This is a genomic window from Vibrio sp. G-C-1 (genome assembly GCF_021728015.1).
Classification (GTDB): Bacteria; Pseudomonadota; Gammaproteobacteria; order Enterobacterales; family Vibrionaceae; genus Vibrio; species Vibrio splendidus.
In genome coordinates this window covers 92975-112653 of sequence record NZ_JAKKCR010000001.1, presented here as the reverse complement: position 1 = coordinate 112653, position 19679 = coordinate 92975, and the positions used below count along the sequence as shown (strand labels likewise).

Genomic DNA, 19679 nt, shown 5'->3' with positions numbered 1-19679 from the left:
ATATTCAGTAGATTGCTACTGAATCACTGCTAAACCCCTAAAACTGGTGCTATTTCGACCAATTCCAAACGATTTAATTGAATTTTTATGACTAGGTAACGATATCCAAAAAAGACTACTTTTCATAGCGTTTTTGTGGGCTTTTTGCGTCCAAATCCGCCAGATAATCTAGCTTCTCGCCAATTTTAGTCTCTAAGCCTCGTTTTGTTGGGAAATAGTATTGCTTCTCTCCCATTTCAGGGGGCAAATACTTTTCGCCAGCTGCGTAGGCACCAGGTTCGTCATGAGCATAACGGTATTCTTGCCCGTAGCCCATGTCCTTCATCAAAGTTGTAGGTGCATTTCGTAAATGATGAGGAACTTCATACTCAGGCAGATTGTGTGCATCCGTTAACGCTTGCTTCCAAGCGGTGTAAACGGCGTTACTCTTTGGTGCACACGCGAGATAAACAACCGCCTGTGCAATAGCACGCTCACCTTCGGCAGGACCAATTCGAGTGAAGCAGTCCCAAGCGGACATTGCGACCTGCATTGCTCTTGGGTCAGCATTACCGATATCTTCAGAAGCTATCGCTAGCAAGCGTCTTACGATATACAAAGGGTCACAACCCGCAGCAATCATTCTTGCTGACCAATACAACGCCGCATCAGGGTTTGAACCGCGAATCGATTTGTGAACAGCGGAGATCAAGTCGTACCAAATATCGCCCTTATTATCAAAGCGAGCGACTTTCTCCCCTGCTACCTCAGCCAGCAACTGTAACGTTATCGCTTTCTCGCCTTTGTCGTTGTCTTCCGCCATGTCATACAGCAGCTCAAGATAGTTGAGCGACATACGTGCATCACCGTTGACCAGTTCAGCGAGGCGATCTAAGACGTTATCAGCAAAATCAGCCGTCACATCACCCAGACCGCGCTGTTTATCTTCAATAGCTTGGCGAATAACGAGAGAAATATCATCGGTATGAAGCGAAGTCAGCTTGTAAACACGCGCACGTGACAACAAAGCGTTGTTCAGTTCAAAGGATGGGTTTTCTGTGGTCGCGCCAATAAAAGTCACGGTGCCATCTTCAATGTGTGGCAAAAAGGCATCTTGCTGACTTTTGTTAAAGCGATGGACTTCGTCCACAAACAGGATCGTTCTGCGCCCTGCTTGTTTGTTTTCACGCGCTTTTTCAATCGCGATACGAATGTCTTTAACACCCGAGGTTACCGCTGATACGCGCTCAACTTCAGCATTCGCATAATTTGCTGCCACTTCCGCCAACGTGGTTTTACCGGTGCCAGGAGGCCCCCATAGAATCATCGAGTGAATATGGCCCGCTTCCAACGCTCTGCGAAGGGGTTTACCTGGGCCTAATATATGCTGCTGACCGATGTACTGTTCGACAGTTTCAGGTCTCATACGAGCAGCAAGGGGACGAAAATCTTCGTCCCCTGCAAAATCTAAGCTGTAATTACTCAATTGCAATCTCTTGATTCGTTGATGGCATCTGTGCCTATCGACGTACTACCAAATGATCTGCTTCATTAGATCAGTTTCTTTGGTCGTCGACCTCGACACCTTCCGGTGCCACAAAAGTAAAGCGGTCTGCTGCAGGTTTCCCTAAGTCAACATTGCTAAAAGTAAACTCACCTTTCTGACCGTCTTGTTCAATCACGTTAAAGCCCTGAACAATACCCTTTTTAGTGATCTTAATCTGGAAGTCGCCCTGATTAGAATCCACGGCTGTCGGCGTTAGCGTAAATTGGTTACCCGTTTGTGCGACATTGTAGTTGTCCCAATCGCTTTCTTGGTTACGAGTCAGCAAGACAAAAGGTGTTTGTGATGTTGCTTGCTCTTGCCAGTAAATACTAACCTGCTCAATGAACGGGCTGTAGTACCACAAGCTTTGACCATCAGATACCAACACGTTTTCATCAGGGAAAGTCGTTTCCCAACGGAATAAGCTTGGGCGTGCAATCTCAACCGTGCCCTCGCCTTCCATAACAACATCACCATCAGGGCTAGTCACGACTTGTTTAAAGTCGGCGCTAAAACCTGCATTCAATGACAAGCGGCTACTCAGTTCTTCTTTCGGAGAAGCCAATACTGAAAAGCTCATAAATAAAAGTGCGAATACTTTTTTCATCAATAATCCTGTTAGAACATAAGTCGGTCATATTTTCGATTTGACCGACTGAATAGTTATGAGTTCCGATCGGAACTAATCTTTTGGTGGCGCTGGCGCTAAGACTTCACGGTTACCGTTATGGCCCGGAGCACTCACAATGCCTTGAGCTTCAAGCTGCTCAACAATTCGTGCCGCGCGGTTGTAGCCAATTTTGAATCGACGTTGCACGCCAGAAACTGAACCACGACGTGAATGGACAACGTGCTCTACCACTTGATCAAACAGAGGATCGACTTCTTCATCGCCTTCCATCTTCTCACCCGGTAACAGTGTTTCTGGGGTTTGGTCGCCGTTCGTAATCTCTTCAATATAGTTTGGCTTACCGCGTGCTTTCCAGTTGTTCACTACCGCGTGTACATCATCATCAGATGCAAACGCACCGTGTACACGAGTTGTGTGGCTTGAACCCGGTGGTAAGTACAACATATCACCCATACCCAATAATGATTCTGCACCACCTTGGTCAAGAATAGTTCTTGAATCCGTTTTGGTTGATACCGTAAAGGCAACACGTGTTGGGATGTTTGCTTTAATAAGACCAGTAATAACATCCACCGAAGGACGTTGAGTGGCTAAGATCAAGTGAACACCAGCCGCACGCGCTTTCTGCGCCAAACGTGCAATCAGTTCTTCCACTTTCTTACCGACTACCATGATTAAATCAGCGAATTCATCGACGACAACCACAATATAAGGCAGTTTTTCCAACAATGGTGCTTCAGGATCCATGCTGTCGCCCGGCTTCCACAGTGGGTCATGAATTGGGTGACCCGCTTCCGCGGCCATCTTCAATTTGTCGTTGTAGCCTTTGATGTTACGAACACCGAGAGCCGACATCAATTTGTAACGACGCTCCATTTCACCTACACACCAACGAAGGGCGTTAGACGCATCTTTCATGTCAGTCACAACTTCAGACAATAGATGTGGAATACCTTCATAGATAGACAATTCCAACATTTTCGGGTCGATCATGATGAAACGAACTTCTTCAGGCGATGCCTTGTAAAGCATACTCAAGATCATCACGTTCACACCCACAGATTTACCAGAACCGGTTGTACCTGCAACCAGAACATGTGGCATCTTCGATAGGTCAGCAATAACTGCTTCACCAGCAATATCTTGCCCTAGAACAACGGTCGTTGGTGACTTCGCTTCTTGGAACTGAGGGCTGCCCACCACATCGGAGAAGAATACGGTTTGACGGCTCATGTTCGGCAATTCCAAACCAACATAAGGTTTACCTGGTATTACCTCGACGACACGTACTGCCAATGCAGAAAGCGAACGAGCTAAGTCCATAGAAAGGCCAGAAATACGGCTTACTTTGACGCCCGGAGCCAGATCGAGTTCAAATCGAGTGATGACAGGACCTGGGAAAATATCAACCACATCAGCTTTGATCTTGTAGTCCGCTAGCTTCGATTCAACAAGACGAGCGATCGCCTCTAGTGCATCGCGGTCAATAAAGGTTTCACGTTTTTCAGGGTGGAACAACAACTCAAGCGTTGGCAATGGTTCGGCCGGTTTCGGTAAGTTAACATCTTGCTGAACGAGGAATGGGTTTTGTGTCGCCGCCATGTTCGCCTGTGCCTCAGAGACAAGGCTTTGGAAGGCTGCTACATCTTGGTCTGGGTGAAGAGGCTCTTCTTCTGTTACCTGTTCCCAAGGAAGATCAACCGTTGGCTCTTGAGTTTGTTCGTTTGATTGCTCAAATTCTGAATTATTTTGTTGGTTAACTAAAGACTCAGATTGCTCTGCATTATCTTCTTCAGTCGATACAGACTCGAACTCTGTAGACTGTTCATAACTTTGTTCTTCAGCCACATCAAACGGTGATGCTTGTACTAAGAAATCGTCTTCGCTTGGTTCTTCTGGTTCACCCATTGGCGAAGCGTATAACGATTCAGGTTGAACATCTTCCGTATCGAATTCACTCTCAACTTCTGGAGTGCGATCAACTTCTGAAGTGCTATCGACTGCTGACTCAGCACTTTCAAGGCCAATGTCAGTAGGGACAACTTCTGGTTGGTCGTTCTGCATGTATTGTTGGTACGCAGCCTGAGATTCGTGAGCATCCGTCTGATCTTGCTCAGCGAGATCATCTTCATACATAGCGGCATTTTCTAGCTGCTCTATCGTCGCATTCAACTGCTTCGAGCGCTCAATACCTTCTTCGAAAGGTTCTTCTGGCGCGTGGTAAACAGGAGCGACAGAGATAGGTTGCTCTGGTTGAATTTCAGGTTGAACTTGCGGTGCCTCATAAGTAGAAACCTCTGGCTTAGCTGGAGCCTCTACTGGCATATGAATATTGTAATGACGCTTCGACGTTGCACTGTTGTCCAACGCATTTACGCCAGTGTCTGAAGAGTCGTTGGTCGCAGAGAAGCTCATCGCAGGGTCGAGCTGATCTTGTTCTGCTTCTTTATACCCTTCTATAGCCTTACCTTCGATAAGATTGTCTTCTAACGCAGGGACATCACGGAAAGTCGGCTCTTGATGACGTTCTGTTAGAGAATCTCTGTCTGTCGATTCTTTCAATTCAGGCTCAAGTAGCTCTTGATCTTGGCCACGCGCCTTATTAAAAGCAGATGTAAAAAATTTAATGGCACATTCGCCTAGCCATTCCACAATACTTAACCAAGAAATTCCAGTTAATAGCGTCAAGCCAGCTCCCCATAAGAAAAGAAGAACTAGCGTACTACCGAGAACATTTAACGTGGGAAGCGCAAGGCTTGTTAGTACATCACCCACGACGCCACCTGACGAAAAGTACCAAATGTCGTCAAAGTTGATATCGGCTAGACCGCAACTAGTAAGAATAAGGACAGTAAGGCCAAGTAAGCGAGTACCCCACAGCATGAAATCGATCTGCTCGTCTTCATTACGTTTACGGAATAATACCCACGCAGCAACCGTTACCAAGATAGGTAAAGGGTAAGCCAGAGAACCAAACACAAAGAAAAGCGTATCCGCCAACCATGCACCTAAGTAGCCACCCGCATTTTGAATGTCACCACCCCACGCCGTTTGCGACCATGATGGGTCTGCAGGACTAAAAGTTAATAACGCAACGGCAAGTAGAATAGAGAAGAGAACACCCATAATCAGGCTGCACTCTTTTAGACGTTGAGAACCATTCAAACGAGGAGACTGAGGCTCTTCACTCGTTTTAATGATTGTTTCTACTTTATTACTGCTCTGCTTGAACATAAACCAACTTAATAATTAAACGGAATAAAACATCTCGAGCGACCAAAGCCGCCCGTTTCAATGAAACTACTGTTGATTTAACCATATCAAACAGAAAAACCCAATTCCAGAAAGCAAGAAAGCGGAACAAATGTCCGCTTTCTTTCATTTCACCAATTGTGACTAACGAGTTTTAATCACAAGTTGATTGGTTTGTTTCACTTCTTCCATTACAACGTAAGTTCGAGTGTCGTTTACGCCCGGTAGACGAAGTAACGTATCACCCAGTAGCTTACGGTAAGCACCCATATCCGATACACGTGTTTTTAGAAGATAGTCAAAATCACCCGACACTAAATGACACTCTTGGATGTCATCCAGTTTCTGCACAGCGGTGTTGAATTGTTCGAACACATCTGGAGCACCACGGTTCAACGTAATTTCAACAAACACTAAAAGTGAAGCATCAAGATACTGTGGGTTCAGCAACGCTGTGTACCCAGTAATGTAACCTTGACGTTCTAAACGACGAACACGCTCAAGACATGGAGTTGGAGAAAGTCCTACTCGTTTTGAGAGTTCAACGTTTGAGATACGACCGTCTTTTTGCAACTCATTAAGAATGTTGCGGTCAATACGATCTAGTTCCTTGGACGGCTTCTTATAATTGTCTGCCATTTTTTATTCCACCTTATTACTTCCTTGCAAAAAAATATACTACAACTTTTTAATATTCGGTATCAAATTCTATCTGAACCTATCTATACTAGATATTAATTCGACAGAATTACCCTACACATAGATAAAACAACCATAATATAATGAGGAGTCAGGATGATCATTGGCGTACCGAAGGAAATCAAGAACCACGAATACCGCGTTGGTATGACCCCAGCTAGCGTGAGAGAACTAATCTCACATAGCCACCAAGTTTTTGTTGAAACCAATGCCGGTACTGGTATCGGTTTTTCAGACGATGATTACATCGCTGTAGGCGCATCCATTCTTCCTACTGCTGCTGACGTTTTCGCGAAAGCAGAGATGATTGTAAAGGTTAAAGAACCTCAAGCTGTCGAGCGAGCTATGCTTCGTGAAGGGCAAATATTATTTACCTATTTACACCTTGCACCAGATTTTCCACAAACGGAAGAGCTAATCAAGAGCAAAGCTGTCTGCGTAGCCTATGAGACTGTAACAGATAATATGGGTCGCTTGCCACTATTAGCACCAATGTCTGAAGTCGCTGGTCGCATGTCTATTCAAGCAGGTGCACAAACACTAGAAAAATCTAACGGTGGTTGTGGTCTTCTTCTTGGCGGCGTTCCTGGTGTTGAACCAGCGAAAGTTGTTGTTGTTGGCGGCGGTGTTGTGGGTGCTAACGCAGCACGTATGGCTGTTGGCCTTCGCGCAGACGTAACCATTCTTGATCGCAACGTAGATACGCTTCGTCGTCTTGATGAAGAATTCCAAGGTCGCGCAAAAGTGGTTTATTCTACTGAAGACGCTATCGAGAAGCATGTTCTAGAAGCAGACCTAGTGATTGGTGCAGTACTGATCCCAGGTGCAGCAGCGCCTAAATTGGTTACAAAAGATCACATCGCTAAAATGAAGCCAGGTTCAGCTGTTGTTGACGTTGCAATCGACCAAGGTGGTTGTTTCGAAACTTCACACGCAACCACTCACGCCGATCCAACTTACATTGTTGATGACGTAGTTCACTACTGTGTTGCTAACATGCCAGGTGCCGTTGCTCGTACTTCTACTTACGCGCTAAACAACGCAACACTTCCTTACATTGTTAAGCTAGCGAACAAAGGCTACCGCGAAGCACTTCTATCTGATGAAGGTTTCCTAGAAGGTCTAAACGTAATCCACGGTAAAGTGACTTGTAAAGAAGTTGCAGAGAGCTTTGACCTAGAATATGTAGACCCAGCTGAAGCAATCGCAATGTTTAACTAATGCTGTAATAGCTAACTGAGCGCAATAACCTTCTCGTTGAAGCGTTCAGTTAACTCATACACATTAAACAAAAAGCCAGTACGACATTATGTCGCGCTGGCTTTTTTTGCATTTATAGCTTTGTCTTGTATTTATAGCTTCATTTTTCATTTATGACTTTGTTTTGCGTTTATGAGTTTATGAGTTTATGAGTTTATGAGTTTAGATCGTAAAACACGCAACAGTTCTGTTTACTGATAACGCTCAACTTTAACCCCATGAATCAATAGGTTTCTTGGCGTAATACTGCGTTCACAGAACTCTTCAATCGAAGCTTCATAGCCTTGTTCTTTCAGATAGATGGCACGATCAAAGGCCAACCATATCTCCAATGGGCGTCTAAAGACTTGTTGTACTAAGCTCAACTTCTCCATTTCCCAGAAAAGCGTCTCACCTTGGGCTAAATAGAAATCAAAATCGACGTCTGAGCCAAGCGATATTTTTTTCACTTCAGATGCCCAGCGGCAGAATGATTCAAAACCCTTAGATAGCTCTGATTTTTTAATGCTTGGCACCGGAATGTATTCGTCGATATGACGTTCAGCTTTGAGCAGTTTGCTCAAGCCCAAACGATAACTCATCTCTAGTTGGCGATGTCTCTTTACTCTTTCACCACCAGTGACGGTTTCTTGAAGCGGGATTCTTAAGTCGCTTTTGCTCAACGTTAATGCTGAACCTTTGGCCATGGTAGACATAGCTTGATACACATCGCCTCGAATAAGGTGATAGCAACAAGGGGAAATTGTTACCGCCGATAGCCCGTGTGAAACAGACTTTTTCACCAGTTCAACATGCAGATCACCACAAGCATGGAGCGCAACAGCGTGTTGATCAGAGTTAAATACGCCATCTGCTTCCTCTGAAAACGCGTCACCTTGGACAAAGTGCATTTCTAATTTCTGGTCGTCTGCTACCTTTTGTCCGCTTTCACATAACAATTGTTGCCATTCAAAGCTAGTGACCTTTTGACCTGATTGTTGAGATAAAATTCGGCCCAGAAAACCTTTGCCAGAACACCACTCCAGCCACTCTTTACCATGATGGTGTTCAAGTGCAGCCTCTCCCATCGCCACGATTTGTTGCAGCTTTCTGCCGGGAATACCATCAGCAGTACCACGTGGGAGGTCTAGTCCAACCAAAGCCGTGTTATCAAACTGGATATTTTGGTTAGCAGCATCTAATCGAGGGAGGAAGCGAGTCAGTTCCTCGACCAAAAGCTGAGGCTGCTCTTTTAACGTTTGAATGCGCTCAATACTCAAACCTTCTAGCCAATCGACAAGTGGACGATTCACATCTTTCCATGGTTGATGGTGAGTTTGGCATAGATGAAAAGGTTCCGAACGCCAATAGACTTGGTGCTCTAACAAGAATGAGTCGAGTATTGTAAATCGTGAATGCATGCTTCCCCCTATGATGCGAGGATTGTAGGGGTAAGAGGCCAAAATGGAAAGGAAGGATACAAATCGAGGCTATAGGGGCAGGCTATCAGTAAGTCATACCAATCACGGAAAGTCAGTGAACAGAAGTAGCGCAGTAAAAGGCTTGAGAACAAGGCAGCTCTGTTCGGCAAGTCGTTTCGATAAGTACTTATTCTGCAATCAAAAGTTCTAACAACGTTATCGAGCATTTTAACAAGCTAGGGTGACCCGTTATTTACTACGATTGGTAGAAACCAAAACCGAGTTCAAATGAAAACGGCCTGTAAACAGGCCGAATAGGAATCGAGTTAAAGACTGAGCCCCTTAGCGAACGGGCAGGTCGATGTCTTTAAACATCTCTTCGATTTCTTCATTCGATTTCAAAGAAATAGCTTGTTCAACCACAGGACGAGTTAAGTGTGGTGCAAAACGCTCCATAAAATCAAACATGTAAGAACGCAGGAAAGTGCCTTTTCTAAAGCCAATGCTTGTGGTGCTAGCACCAAATAGGTGGCTCGCATCAATAGCAACCAAATCTGTATCTTGTTCGTGGTCAATCGCCATACTTGCGATTACACCAACTCCGATCCCCATACGAACATAAGTTTTAATTACGTCTGCATCCGTTGCGGTAAACACAACTCGCGGTGTTAATCCTACTTTGTTGAATGCAGTATCAAGCTCAGAACGGCCAGTAAAACCAAATACATAAGTCACGAGAGAATAAGCAGCAAGATCTTCAATCGAGATAGTTCGTTTTTGCGCAAGAGGATGATCTTTAGTTACGACTATTGAACGGTTCCAGTGATAACAAGGCAGCATAATTGCATCTTGATAAAGGTGCAGCGCTTCCGTTGCAATCGCAAAGTTCGCAGTCCCTTTAGCGACCGCTTCTGACATCTGGCTTGGTGTACCTTGGTGCATGTGAAGCGACACTTTTGGATAACGTGCCGTGAAACCTTTAATCACATCAGGGAGCGCATAACGAGCTTGAGTATGAGTGGTTGAAATATTCAATGTGCCCATCTCGGGATGAGTGTGCTCACCCGCGACTGCTTTAATACTCTCTACACGTGCCAAAATCTCTTGAGAGATACGAATAATATCCTCACCGGCTTGTGTAACCTGAGTTAAATGCTTACCGCTACGTTCAAAAATCTGAATGCCTAGCTCGTCTTCAAGTAACCTAACTTGTTTACTAATGCCGGGCTGAGATGTATACAAACTCTCTGCTGTCGCTGAAACATTTAGGTTATGGTTTAGAACCTCAACAATGTACTTCAGTTGCTGTAACTTCATATCTAACCTCGTAATCCTTTACTCATTTCTGCGCTAACTTATTTGCAAATAGAGCTTTATAGTCTCGTGTAATATAATTAATAGTTATAACGCTTCGAGAACCAAAATGACAGAAATAATGAGTTTTTCTAGCTTAACAAACAAAAACATCACTAACGCTTTGCAACCCACACCTCATTCTCATACATTAGTTGGTAAGTTTTGATTGCCGATTGTGCTCAACAAGAGATAATCAGAAATTGCAATTTACGAGTGCCGATACACAATGGAATCGTGTATCCTCTCAAGTTAGCTATAGAAAACAACAAGCAGACACAAATATATGAATATTGGTTTAATAATCGCCTTAGTCGCCGTTCTTTTGGTGTTGGTTTTAGGCTACAACATCATGCTTCAATACAAAGTTAAGGTAGAAACAGCGAAGAAACAGGAAGCTTCTCGTTATCTAACCATTATTGACGGAACAGAAGAGTTGATTGGCAATGCTCATCACATGCCGTTTAGCCAAGATCTTCTTATATGCTTAAACAATCGAATTCTTGATGCGTTAGAAAACATGTATCAGCTCGATCCCAAAAACAAGCAGCTTGCCCAACGCATTGAAAGCGTAAAACAACAAATCACTCAGCTTAAAGAGAACTACCAAGGTGGTGAAAGTACTACCTTCCGCGTTCCAAGCAGTGACAAACAAGCGATCATGATGCTGAAGCTAGTTAAGCGCCTACGTGATACGGTCCGTAACGAGCACAATAAAGGCCGCTTCGAGACTCAAGCTTATGTGGTTGAAAACGCTCGTTTAGAGACGATTCAAATTCGCATCAATATCGAAAATGTTATCAAGCGTGCAAACGACTCGATTTCTCGCGGACAGCCAGGCACAGCAATTCAGTTACTGCGTAAAGGTATCGACGCATTAGCAACTAAGAACGATTCATACTCTACTCAAGCGAAAGAAAAGCTTCAGCAGATGCTTAACGATCTTGATCAGAAGCGCCAAGATAAAAACGCGCAAGATTTACAACAGATCGAATCTAAAGAGCGTGACGAAGACATGGACGCCCTCTTCGGTCAGAAGAAGAAATGGTAACTGTCTAACGCAATACTTAAAGGCCGCTTATTTACATTAAATTAGCGGCCTTTTTTGTAGCTGTTGAATTTCCTTTCTCTGTATAGGGAGATCTCTTGAGCTGTGATAAAATCCCGCATTATCAACAAACTTGCCCTGACCATGTATCAAGAATTATTAGCTCCAATCCACTCTTTTCTTAAAGCTGAAACGCCAGATTCATGGATCGATGAAGCCAAAAAGCCTGAAAACCTTCACATCATTCTACGCGATCACATGCTTTGTGAGCTTAAGGCGGCACAGAGTGCTTTGTTCCTTATCCGCAAGTACGCAGTTGATAAAGAAAGCGCAAAGCAACTGAATGAATGGATTTTGCCCTACGAGCAATTTGCTTACCGTCGTATCGGAGACTTAGAGTCTCTGCGTGGTAAAAGCAACGTATCAAAGCAAATTACAGCGAAAGAAGGCTGCAATTACGGCGCTGACCTGATCGATAAAATGGTATTGCTGATCAAAGAAGAGCTGCATCATTTCTACCAAGTCATGGAATTGATGGTAAAGAAAGGCGTCACTTACCAACCGATTGAAGCGGGTCGCTACGCTAAGGGTTTAATCAAGCAAGTCAAAACTTACGAACCCGATGCTCTAGTTGATAAGCTCATCATCGGTGCGTTTATCGAAGCTCGCTCTTGTGAGCGTTTCGCTAAATTAGCTCCATTCTTGGAAGAAGATATGGAGAAGTTTTACGTGTCTCTGCTTCGCTCAGAGGCTCGACATTACCAAGATTACCTTGAGTTAGCAGAGCAGATCGCAGGGAAAGATATCTCAGAGCGTATTGCTCATTTCGCGCAAGTAGAAGCGGATCTTATCACTTCAGAAGACAGCGATTTTAAATTCCATAGTGGCGCTCCGCTTTAGACTAGGCAAGATAACTCAAGTCCAGACCAATTAAATGCCTCGTACACAAATGAAAAGGCCTCGTACACAAATAAGAAGGCCAGCTATTTGCTGGCCTTCTTATTCGAATAGCTTTCTGATGCAAACCTAAGCTAGCGTACCGTTGATCTCTGCAAGTACAGCGGCAGGATCTATCGCTTGAGTGATAGGGCGACCGATAACAAGGTAGTCAGAACCTGACTCAATCGCTTTAGAAGGCGTCATGATTCTCTTCTGGTCACCAACATCAGCACCTACAGGACGAATACCAGGAGTTACTAGCTTGAATTCTTGACCAAGTGCACCTTTCAGTAAAGACGCCTCTTGTGCCGAACATACAACGCCGTCTAAGCCTGAGTTTTTAGTCAGAGATGCCAAGCGCATCACCTGCTGCTGTGGCTCAAGATCCAAACCAATACCCGCCAAGTCAGATTGCTCCATACTCGTCAGTACTGTCACGCCAATCAGCAACGGACGATCTTTACCATACGGTTCCAAAATTTCGCGAGACGCCGTCATCATGCGCTCACCGCCACTTGCATGTACGTTTACCATCCAAACGCCTAGTTCCGCGGCAGCTCGCACAGCTTTTGAACATGTGTTCGGGATGTCGTGGAATTTAAGATCCAAAAATACTGAGAAACCACGTTTATGCAATTCACGAACAAATTCAGGACCAAACAAGGTAAACATCTCTTTGCCCACTTTTAGACGGCAAGATGCTGGGTCAATACGATCAACAAAGGCTAACGCATCCGCTTGGTTATCATAATCCAATGCTACAATGATTTTTTGGTCGTTCATTTCATCTCCTAACGCAGTTAACTTTCTACAAAATATTTATACCAATCAGGCCATAAATAACAGTCATAAAAATGCAGCCCGAAAGCTGCAATTAATAATTTGGTCTTAAAATGACCACGAATCTATTCACCATCAAGCCCACGAATAGGCTTGATCGTTCCCCACCCCTTACATGAAGGGCAGTGCCAATACATTGAGTGTGTTGAGAAACCACACTGACGACAACGATAATGAGGCTTAACCTTAAGTTGTTCACCAACCATAGATTGAAGTGTGGTTAAGCTGTCTTTCGCACGACCTTCTTCTGCTTCCGCTAGGTGATAATCGATTAATCGATAAAAACCCTTCATGGTTGGATTTTTGACAAGCTGCTTTGTTAGTAGCTCTTGAGCAGAACCAACATCTTCATGATGAGCAACCAATTGAGCGAGCATCAGTTCAGCGGAAACACCAGCTTTATTCTGAATACAAGCTTTAAGGAACTCGACCAATTGAGCCTCTTGCCCAAGCTTGTGGTAACACTCAGCAAGGGTTGGCAACACCTCACTAATAAAGTCGATATCTTGCTCGAGTACCGATTCCAAACAATCGATTGTCTTTTGGTAGTCTTCGTTCGCTAAGTGGAACTTGCCTAGAGCAATGCTAGCACGGACACATTTAGGGTCTTCAGAAAGTGCCTTTTTGAAATGCTGAAGCGCTTTAGAACGATTACCATCGGCTTGCTCTTGCATCGCAAGTTCACACCAGAAATGTGCAACTGTCGCACGCATCTTCATTTTCTTCTTACCGAGCTTAACTAGGATATTTCCGTAATGAATAGCCTTGTTCCACTCTCGAGTTTGTTGATAAATAGCAACCAACTGCTGTAGAGCACCCTCTTTGTGATCGGGTTCTTCTACAAGCTGTTCAAAGATTTTTTCGGCGCGATCAAGAAAGCCAGAGACCATATAATCTTTAGCTAATTGTTGTAGTGCGAGGTTTTTCTGATCGAGAGTAAGCCCCGAACGAGAGATAAGATTTTGGTGAATACGAATAGCACGGTCGACTTCGCCTCTTGAGCGGAACAAGTTGCCCAAAGCTAAGTGAGTATCGATGGTTTCATTGTCGACTTGAAGGAGTTCAATGAAGTGATCAACCGCTTTGTCAGACTGATCTGACAGTAATAGGTTCAAACCCGTCACGTATTGACGGGAAATCTGGTGTGATTGTTTCTGTTTTTCTTGCTGAGCATTACGATTACCCATATACCAACCGTAGGCAGCGGCAATAGGTAAGAGCAAGAACAGTAACTCTAACATCAAATAAGACCTTTAAGCTTTGGTATCAGCAGCTACCTGCTTTGATTGCTTATTGAGTTGTTTCTTCAAACGATGAATTCTCAGTTGAGATCGCATGTGCATATTGCCGAAGACTAACCAAGCAAGACCAAAACCTGAAACGAAGACAACACCTAATAAGCTTGATAGGTGGAAGTCACCTTGCGCTAGCAGATAGTTGAAATTCACACTTGTTTGGTTTTGAGAGCCTAAAGCCAGTGCAATTAGGAAAAGTGCGATAACGGCGACTATTTTTATAATTTTCATAGTTCATCACTCATTGGTTAGTTAGCTGTACGATTATGCAGGAAAATTACTAATCAGACCACCATATTATGGTCATAAAAAAGCGGCATACATTATAGTATGCCGCTTTTCTTAATTCCGATAAGTAGTCTACAGTCCTGAGTTTACTCGTTCGCGTAGCTCTTTACCTGGTTTAAAGTGAGGAACGTATTTGCCTTCCAACTCAACCTTGTCACCAGTTTTAGGATTACGTCCAACACGAGGTTCACGGTAATGCAGAGAAAAACTGCCAAATCCGCGAATTTCGATTCGATCACCACTTTCTAGTGTTGAAGCCATGTGCTCTAAAATGTCTTTTACAGCGTCTTCAATTTCTTTTGCAGAAAGGTGCGTTTGCTCAGCGCACAGTCTTTCAATCAATTCAGACTTAGTCATAGTTACCCTCGTTGGTTTTCTTTTTAGAAATTATAGACCTATCGGAAAAATAAGCAAAAAAAAAGGAGCCTTACGGCTCCTTTCTTGGCTATATAGCTATAATTCTCTTAACGAGAAGCTATTATTCGCCTTTAGCAGCTTTGAATGCGTCTGCCATTGCGTTACCGAACGCGCCTTCATCAGACTTGTTCAGTGAAGCCATTGCTTCTTGCTCATCAGCTTCATCTTTAGCTTTGATAGATAGGTTGATTACGCGGTTCTTACGGTCTACACCAGTGAACTTCGCTTCAACGCTGTCGCCAACGCTTAGGATTAGAGATGCATCTTCGATACGGTCACGAGATACTTCAGAAGCGCGTAGGTAACCCTCAACGCCTTCGATTAGCTCGATAGTAGCGCCTTTCGCGTCAACTGCAGTTACAGTACCGTTTACAAGAACACCTTTCTTGTTGTCAGCAACGTATGCGTTGAACGGGTCGTTTTCCATTTGCTTAACGCCAAGAGAAATACGCTCACGCTCTGCATCTACTGCTAGAACAACAGCAGAGATTTCGTCGCCTTTCTTGTATTCACGTACAGCTTCTTCGCCGGCAGCGTTCCAAGAAATGTCAGATAGGTGTACAAGACCGTCGATACCGCCTTCTAGACCGATGAAGATACCAAAGTCAGTGATAGACTTGATCTTACCAGTAACTTTGTCGCCCTTAGCTTGCATTTCTGCAAATGACTGCCATGGGTTAGCTTTACACTGTTTCAGACCTAGAGAGATACGACGACGTTCTTCGTCGATATCAAGAACCATAACCTCAACTTCGTCGCCAACATTAACAACTTTAGAAGGGTGGATGTTCTTGTTAGTCCAATCCATTTCAGAAACGTGTACTAGACCTTCAACGCCTTCTTCGATTTCAACGAAGCAGCCGTAGTCAGTTAGGTTTGTAACACGACCAGAAAGCTTGTGACCTTCAGGGTAACGCTTAGCGATTGCTACCCATGGATCTTCGCCTAGTTGCTTAAGACCTAGTGAAACACGAGTGCGCTCACGATCGAACTTAAGAACTTTAACTAGGATTTCGTCACCAACGTTAACGATCTCTGATGGGTGCTTAACGCGCTTCCAAGCCATATCTGTGATATGTAGAAGACCGTCAACACCGCCAAGATCAACGAATGCACCGTAGTCAGTAAGGTTCTTAACGATACCTTTAACTTCAGTACCTTCTTGTAGAGTTTCAAGAAGTTCGTCACGCTCAACACTGTTTTCAGATTCGATAACAGCACGACGAGAAACAACAACGTTGTTACGCTTCTGATCTAGCTTGATTACTTTGAACTCTAGCTCTTTGTTTTCTAGGTGAGCAGTGTCACGGATAGGACGTACGTCTACTAGAGAACCTGGAAGGAAAGCACGGATACCGTTAAGTTCAACAGTGAAACCGCCTTTAACTTTACCGTTGATGATACCAACAACAGTTTCAGCTTCTTCACAAGCTTTCTCAAGTACGATCCAAGCTTCGTGACGCTTAGCTTTCTCACGAGAAAGTTGAGTTTCACCGAAACCATCTTCAACAGCGTCTAGAGCTACGTCTACTTCAGCACCAACTTCAACTTCAAGTTCGCCAGCAGCGTTCTTGAATTGTTCAGCAGGGATAGCAGATTCAGACTTAAGACCAGCATCTACAAGAACGAAACCGTTCTCGATAGCTACTACAGTACCTTTAACGATGCTGCCTTGTTGGAATTCAGTTTCAGATAGAAACTCTTCAAAGAGTTGAGCAAAAGATTCAGTCATTATTTAATCTTCAATAATTAAACGTCCATGGGTATCCTACCGCATGGGGTTGATAAATTCGCCGGTCATCATCCTTGCGACCAACGTTCGTACTAGCTCGGCGAAATTACCCAGCCAGTTTCGATTCAATATAGTGTAGTGCTTTTTCTACTACCTGCTCAATATTCATTGAGGTGGAATCAAGCACTAGAGCATCCTCTGCAGGGCGAAGTGGCGCCACTGGGCGATTACGATCTCGGTCGTCTCGCTCTTGGATCTCGCTCAAAAGGTCGTCAAATTTAACATCTAACCCCTTCTGTTGCAACTGTTTAAGGCGGCGACTCGCACGCTCTTCAGCACTTGCATCTAAAAATATTTTCGCTTCAGCTTCAGGGAACACAACCGTTCCCATATCACGGCCATCAGCAACCAAACCAGGTGCCGCGCTGAATGCGCGTTGACGACGAAGCAGAGCTTCACGAACGCGAGGTAAAGCGGCCACTTTTGAAGCTGCCATGCCGGTTTCTTCTTTGCGAAGTTCACCAGACACATCTTCACCCTCTAGGATAACCTTAACTAAGTCGCCTTCAGCAATAAACTGCACGTCTAAGTGTGTCGCAAGCGGCACTAAAGCATCTTCTGATTCAGTATCCACACCATGGTGAATTGCCGCTAAAGCCAATACGCGATAGATCGCGCCTGAGTCTAGAAGATGAAAGCCTAGCTTATCTGCTAGCAACATACACAGGGTACCTTTACCTGCACCACTTGGTCCATCAACCGTAATCACTGGGCTTTGAGAAGGCATCTTTTACTCCACGTTTTGTCGTAAGTTTTATTCTGTACTAGCGATTCGCCACTACTTTATAGGCGGCATATTATAGAGAAAAATTGGAAGTCGAGCGAGGTAAATCTCAGATAATTCCGAGTTGCTGATGCATAAACCAATGCAACCAGCCCAGTATCCGTTTGTTTAGGTCAATAAGACACGCACGTGCTTTTCGATAGCGCACTTTTCGATAGATAGAAAAAAGCCTCGCAACAAGCAAGGCTCATGAATTTGCATTTGTAGAGCAAAGAAGAAGTAGTAGCTCAAAGAAGCTTAGCCAATAATAGCTCGAACCGCTTCTAGGTCTTCAGGCGTATCAACACCAGCAGCAGGCGCCTCTTCTGCAACTGCCACATGGATTTTTTCACCATACCAAAGTACACGTAACTGCTCTAGGCACTCAATACGCTCAAGAGTACTTGGTTCCCAATTAATGTAGGTATTGATAAAACCCGCTCGGTAAGCATAGATACCAATATGACGAAGCAAAGGAGATTCCGCTGCAGTACCGTTGTTCGCGTAAGCATTGCGATCCCAAGGAATGGTTGCTCGACTGAAATACAAGGCGTAACCGTCTTTATCGGTTACAACTTTAACGGCATTAGGGTTAAACACTTCATCAGCATGAGTGATTTCCACACCGAGTGTTGCCATCGGAGCTGTACTGTTCGCAAGATTGTTAGCAACCTGATTAATGATCGCTGGTGGGATAAGTGGCTCATCACCTTGAACATTCACGATAATATGATCATCAGGAATCTTCATAACTTCAATCACTTCAGCTAGGCGTTCAGTACCTGACTCATGATTCGGTGATGTCATACAAACGGTCGCGCCAAATGCTTTAGCCGCTTTTTCAACTCGAGCGTCGTCGGTAGCGATAATAACGTTATCGGCACCCGCTTTCATTGACTGTTCGTATACCCATTGAATCATCGGCTTTCCACCAATGTCAGCAAGCGGCTTCCCAGGTAAACGGCTCGATTGGTATCTCGCAGGTATAACAACCGTATAGGACATTACTTACCCTCATCCATTGAAACGGTGCGAGCTTCAGGTTCTAAAAGAACAGGAATACCCTCTTTAATTGGGTAAGCAAGGCGATCAATTTTACAAACAAGCTCTTGCTTATCCTTGTCAAAAGTTAGTTTACCTTTACATACAGGGCAAGCAACGATCTCAAGTAGACGGTGATCCATAGTATTCCATAACCTCTTTTATTCTTTTTAAAATTTGCTGTTGCGAATCTTCATCAAACTGCGCAGAAACTGGAAGATACCACCAGTTATCTTGAGCATATTCTTCGCATTTTACAGCGTCTTTTTCTGTCATAATCAGATTCATACCTTTCTTAGCTAAGGCATGAAGTTCATCTTTATCAAAATCTTGATGGTCGGCGAAGCCCTGTGTGAAAACCACATCACCATCAAGATCTTCCAATGTTTTAAAAAAGCGTGGTGGGTGACCAATACCAGCAAAAGCCACCAACTTCTGTAGTTCTGCTACCGATATTTTCTCACCAGTCTTTAGGTTAACGGCTTGGCTTGGTAGCAAAGACATAGAGAACTCTCGTCCTTGCACTTTACCGCCATTGTTAACCAAAAAGTCTACGTCATCTAAACGAGATATAGGCTCTCTTAGCGGGCCTAAAGGAATTAGGCATTCGCTACCAAAGCGTCTAGCACCGTCGATAACCGCAAATTCAATATCACGTTCAAGTGCATAGTGCTGAAGGCCATCATCCGTGATGATGACATCAACCCCTTCGCTCAACAAAGCCTTTACCGCGTTTGCACGCACAGGATCGACTGCGACAGGTGCACCAGTTCGCTTTCGAATTAAACGAGGTTCATCGCCAGAGTGTTCAGCAGGCGTGTTTTCATCCAATACTAACGGGTAGCTTGGCGCTTTTGCCCCATAACCTCGAGAAACCACTCCAGGCTTAAAGCCGTTAGCTTGAAGCACCTCAACTAACCAAATCACAACCGGAGTTTTACCATTGCCACCAGCGGTAATATTACCAACAACAATTACTGGTAAGGGCGGACGGTAGGTCTCTTTTTTACCGGATAGATAGGCGTCACGTCTTTGACCGCTGATCATTTTGAAAAGCAGACTCAATGGCCACAGTAGCGGCCAAAGAAGGTATTTTAACGGATGATTGTTAAACCAAATCTTTTCGATCACAACAA

The 19679-nt window shown here is 44.2% G+C and carries 18 protein-coding genes; 3 read left to right on the top strand and 15 right to left on the bottom strand.

Annotated features, from left to right (window positions below; genetic code table 11):
* Positions 1-115: 115 nt before the first annotated feature.
* The 4 genes from L3V36_RS00490 to lrp form a co-directional block, all read right to left on the bottom strand.
* Complete coding sequence (locus tag L3V36_RS00490; RefSeq protein WP_017089177.1) at positions 116-1471, bottom strand: replication-associated recombination protein A; 1356 nt, start codon at positions 1469-1471, stop codon at positions 116-118.
* Between the two features lie 64 nt (positions 1472-1535).
* On the bottom strand, positions 1536-2132 hold the full coding sequence (lolA, locus tag L3V36_RS00485; protein ID WP_108116984.1) for an outer membrane lipoprotein chaperone LolA: 597 nt from the start codon (positions 2130-2132) through the stop codon (positions 1536-1538).
* Positions 2133-2207: 75 nt separating this feature from the next.
* Positions 2208-5390 (bottom strand): DNA translocase FtsK 4TM domain-containing protein, encoded by a 3183-nt coding sequence (locus L3V36_RS00480; protein WP_208773993.1) that lies wholly within the window; start codon positions 5388-5390, stop codon positions 2208-2210.
* Between the two features lie 162 nt (positions 5391-5552).
* Complete coding sequence (gene lrp, locus L3V36_RS00475; RefSeq protein ID WP_004734558.1) at positions 5553-6047, bottom strand: leucine-responsive transcriptional regulator Lrp; 495 nt, start codon at positions 6045-6047, stop codon at positions 5553-5555.
* Between the two features lie 156 nt (positions 6048-6203).
* Between lrp and ald the strand changes: the two genes are divergently transcribed.
* Positions 6204-7328: an alanine dehydrogenase gene (gene ald / locus L3V36_RS00470; RefSeq protein ID WP_004734559.1), complete on the top strand. Its 1125-nt coding sequence runs from the start codon at positions 6204-6206 to the stop codon at positions 7326-7328.
* Between the two features lie 230 nt (positions 7329-7558).
* On the opposite strand, the gene L3V36_RS00465 is transcribed toward ald, so the two are convergent.
* A complete protein-coding gene (locus tag L3V36_RS00465) occupies positions 7559-8767 on the bottom strand; it encodes a methyltransferase (protein WP_208773991.1) in 1209 nt (402 codons plus the stop codon).
* Between the two features lie 342 nt (positions 8768-9109).
* Positions 9110-10084, bottom strand: a complete 975-nt coding sequence (gene cysB / locus L3V36_RS00460; protein ID WP_004734561.1) for an HTH-type transcriptional regulator CysB — start codon at positions 10082-10084, stop codon at positions 9110-9112.
* 322 nt (positions 10085-10406) lie between these two features.
* Here cysB and L3V36_RS00455 point away from each other — a divergent pair, with 322 nt between their 5' ends.
* Both L3V36_RS00455 and miaE read left to right on the top strand, forming a co-directional pair.
* Positions 10407-11171, top strand: a complete 765-nt coding sequence (locus L3V36_RS00455) for a hypothetical protein (protein ID WP_004734562.1) — start codon at positions 10407-10409, stop codon at positions 11169-11171.
* A 102-nt stretch (positions 11172-11273) separates the two neighbouring features.
* The gene (miaE, locus tag L3V36_RS00450) at positions 11274-12068 is read left to right on the top strand and encodes a tRNA isopentenyl-2-thiomethyl-A-37 hydroxylase MiaE (protein ID WP_017093534.1); all 795 of its coding nucleotides are present in this window, start codon (positions 11274-11276) and stop codon (positions 12066-12068) included.
* 126 nt (positions 12069-12194) lie between these two features.
* On the opposite strand, the gene pyrF is transcribed toward miaE, so the two are convergent.
* From pyrF to lpxK, 9 genes are all read right to left on the bottom strand, one after another.
* Positions 12195-12890, bottom strand: a complete 696-nt coding sequence (gene pyrF, locus L3V36_RS00445; RefSeq protein WP_017078954.1) for an orotidine-5'-phosphate decarboxylase — start codon at positions 12888-12890, stop codon at positions 12195-12197.
* A gap of 122 nt (positions 12891-13012) precedes the next feature.
* Positions 13013-14188, bottom strand: coding sequence for a lipopolysaccharide assembly protein LapB (lapB, locus tag L3V36_RS00440; protein ID WP_004734543.1), 1176 nt, complete (start codon positions 14186-14188; stop codon positions 13013-13015).
* Between the two features lie 12 nt (positions 14189-14200).
* On the bottom strand, positions 14201-14473 hold the full coding sequence (locus L3V36_RS00435; protein WP_004734544.1) for a lipopolysaccharide assembly protein LapA domain-containing protein: 273 nt from the start codon (positions 14471-14473) through the stop codon (positions 14201-14203).
* Between the two features lie 129 nt (positions 14474-14602).
* On the bottom strand, positions 14603-14887 hold the full coding sequence (gene ihfB, locus L3V36_RS00430) for an integration host factor subunit beta (RefSeq protein ID WP_010439923.1): 285 nt from the start codon (positions 14885-14887) through the stop codon (positions 14603-14605).
* Positions 14888-15008: 121 nt separating this feature from the next.
* On the bottom strand, positions 15009-16679 hold the full coding sequence (rpsA, locus tag L3V36_RS00425) for a 30S ribosomal protein S1 (RefSeq protein WP_017057038.1): 1671 nt from the start codon (positions 16677-16679) through the stop codon (positions 15009-15011).
* Positions 16680-16785: 106 nt separating this feature from the next.
* Positions 16786-17466, bottom strand: a complete 681-nt coding sequence (gene cmk / locus L3V36_RS00420; RefSeq protein ID WP_017060237.1) for a (d)CMP kinase — start codon at positions 17464-17466, stop codon at positions 16786-16788.
* A 294-nt stretch (positions 17467-17760) separates the two neighbouring features.
* On the bottom strand, positions 17761-18507 hold the full coding sequence (kdsB, locus tag L3V36_RS00415) for a 3-deoxy-manno-octulosonate cytidylyltransferase (protein ID WP_017095644.1): 747 nt from the start codon (positions 18505-18507) through the stop codon (positions 17761-17763).
* Positions 18507-18686 (bottom strand): Trm112 family protein, encoded by a 180-nt coding sequence (locus L3V36_RS00410; RefSeq protein WP_004736429.1) that lies wholly within the window; start codon positions 18684-18686, stop codon positions 18507-18509. The genes kdsB and L3V36_RS00410 overlap by 1 nt, the downstream gene beginning before the upstream one ends.
* Positions 18667-19674 carry a tetraacyldisaccharide 4'-kinase gene (lpxK, locus tag L3V36_RS00405; protein ID WP_017095643.1) on the bottom strand — a complete coding sequence of 336 codons (1008 nt, stop codon included), beginning with the start codon at positions 19672-19674 and terminating at the stop codon, positions 18667-18669. The genes L3V36_RS00410 and lpxK overlap by 20 nt, the downstream gene beginning before the upstream one ends.
* Positions 19675-19679 lie beyond the last annotated feature (5 nt).

What these genes read in the sequence shown, in the direction of transcription:
- L3V36_RS00480 (WP_208773993.1), bottom strand. Translation starts at nt 5,390, where the DNA reads ATGTTCAAGCAGAGCAGTAATAAAGTAGAAACAATCATTAAAACGAGT.
- L3V36_RS00465 (WP_208773991.1), bottom strand. Translation starts at nt 8,767, where the DNA reads ATGCATTCACGATTTACAATACTCGACTCATTCTTGTTAGAGCACCAA.
- L3V36_RS00435 (WP_004734544.1), bottom strand. Translation starts at nt 14,473, where the DNA reads ATGAAAATTATAAAAATAGTCGCCGTTATCGCACTTTTCCTAATTGCA.
- ihfB (WP_010439923.1), bottom strand. Translation starts at nt 14,887, where the DNA reads ATGACTAAGTCTGAATTGATTGAAAGACTGTGCGCTGAGCAAACGCAC.
- ald (WP_004734559.1), top strand. Translation starts at nt 6,204, where the DNA reads ATGATCATTGGCGTACCGAAGGAAATCAAGAACCACGAATACCGCGTT.
- L3V36_RS00410 (WP_004736429.1), bottom strand. Translation starts at nt 18,686, where the DNA reads ATGGATCACCGTCTACTTGAGATCGTTGCTTGCCCTGTATGTAAAGGT.
- pyrF (WP_017078954.1), bottom strand. Translation starts at nt 12,890, where the DNA reads ATGAACGACCAAAAAATCATTGTAGCATTGGATTATGATAACCAAGCG.
- lapB (WP_004734543.1), bottom strand. Translation starts at nt 14,188, where the DNA reads ATGTTAGAGTTACTGTTCTTGCTCTTACCTATTGCCGCTGCCTACGGT.
- lolA (WP_108116984.1), bottom strand. Translation starts at nt 2,132, where the DNA reads ATGAAAAAAGTATTCGCACTTTTATTTATGAGCTTTTCAGTATTGGCT.
- cysB (WP_004734561.1), bottom strand. Translation starts at nt 10,084, where the DNA reads ATGAAGTTACAGCAACTGAAGTACATTGTTGAGGTTCTAAACCATAAC.
- cmk (WP_017060237.1), bottom strand. Translation starts at nt 17,466, where the DNA reads ATGCCTTCTCAAAGCCCAGTGATTACGGTTGATGGACCAAGTGGTGCA.
- L3V36_RS00455 (WP_004734562.1), top strand. Translation starts at nt 10,407, where the DNA reads ATGAATATTGGTTTAATAATCGCCTTAGTCGCCGTTCTTTTGGTGTTG.
- lrp (WP_004734558.1), bottom strand. Translation starts at nt 6,047, where the DNA reads ATGGCAGACAATTATAAGAAGCCGTCCAAGGAACTAGATCGTATTGAC.
- kdsB (WP_017095644.1), bottom strand. Translation starts at nt 18,507, where the DNA reads ATGTCCTATACGGTTGTTATACCTGCGAGATACCAATCGAGCCGTTTA.
- rpsA (WP_017057038.1), bottom strand. Translation starts at nt 16,679, where the DNA reads ATGACTGAATCTTTTGCTCAACTCTTTGAAGAGTTTCTATCTGAAACT.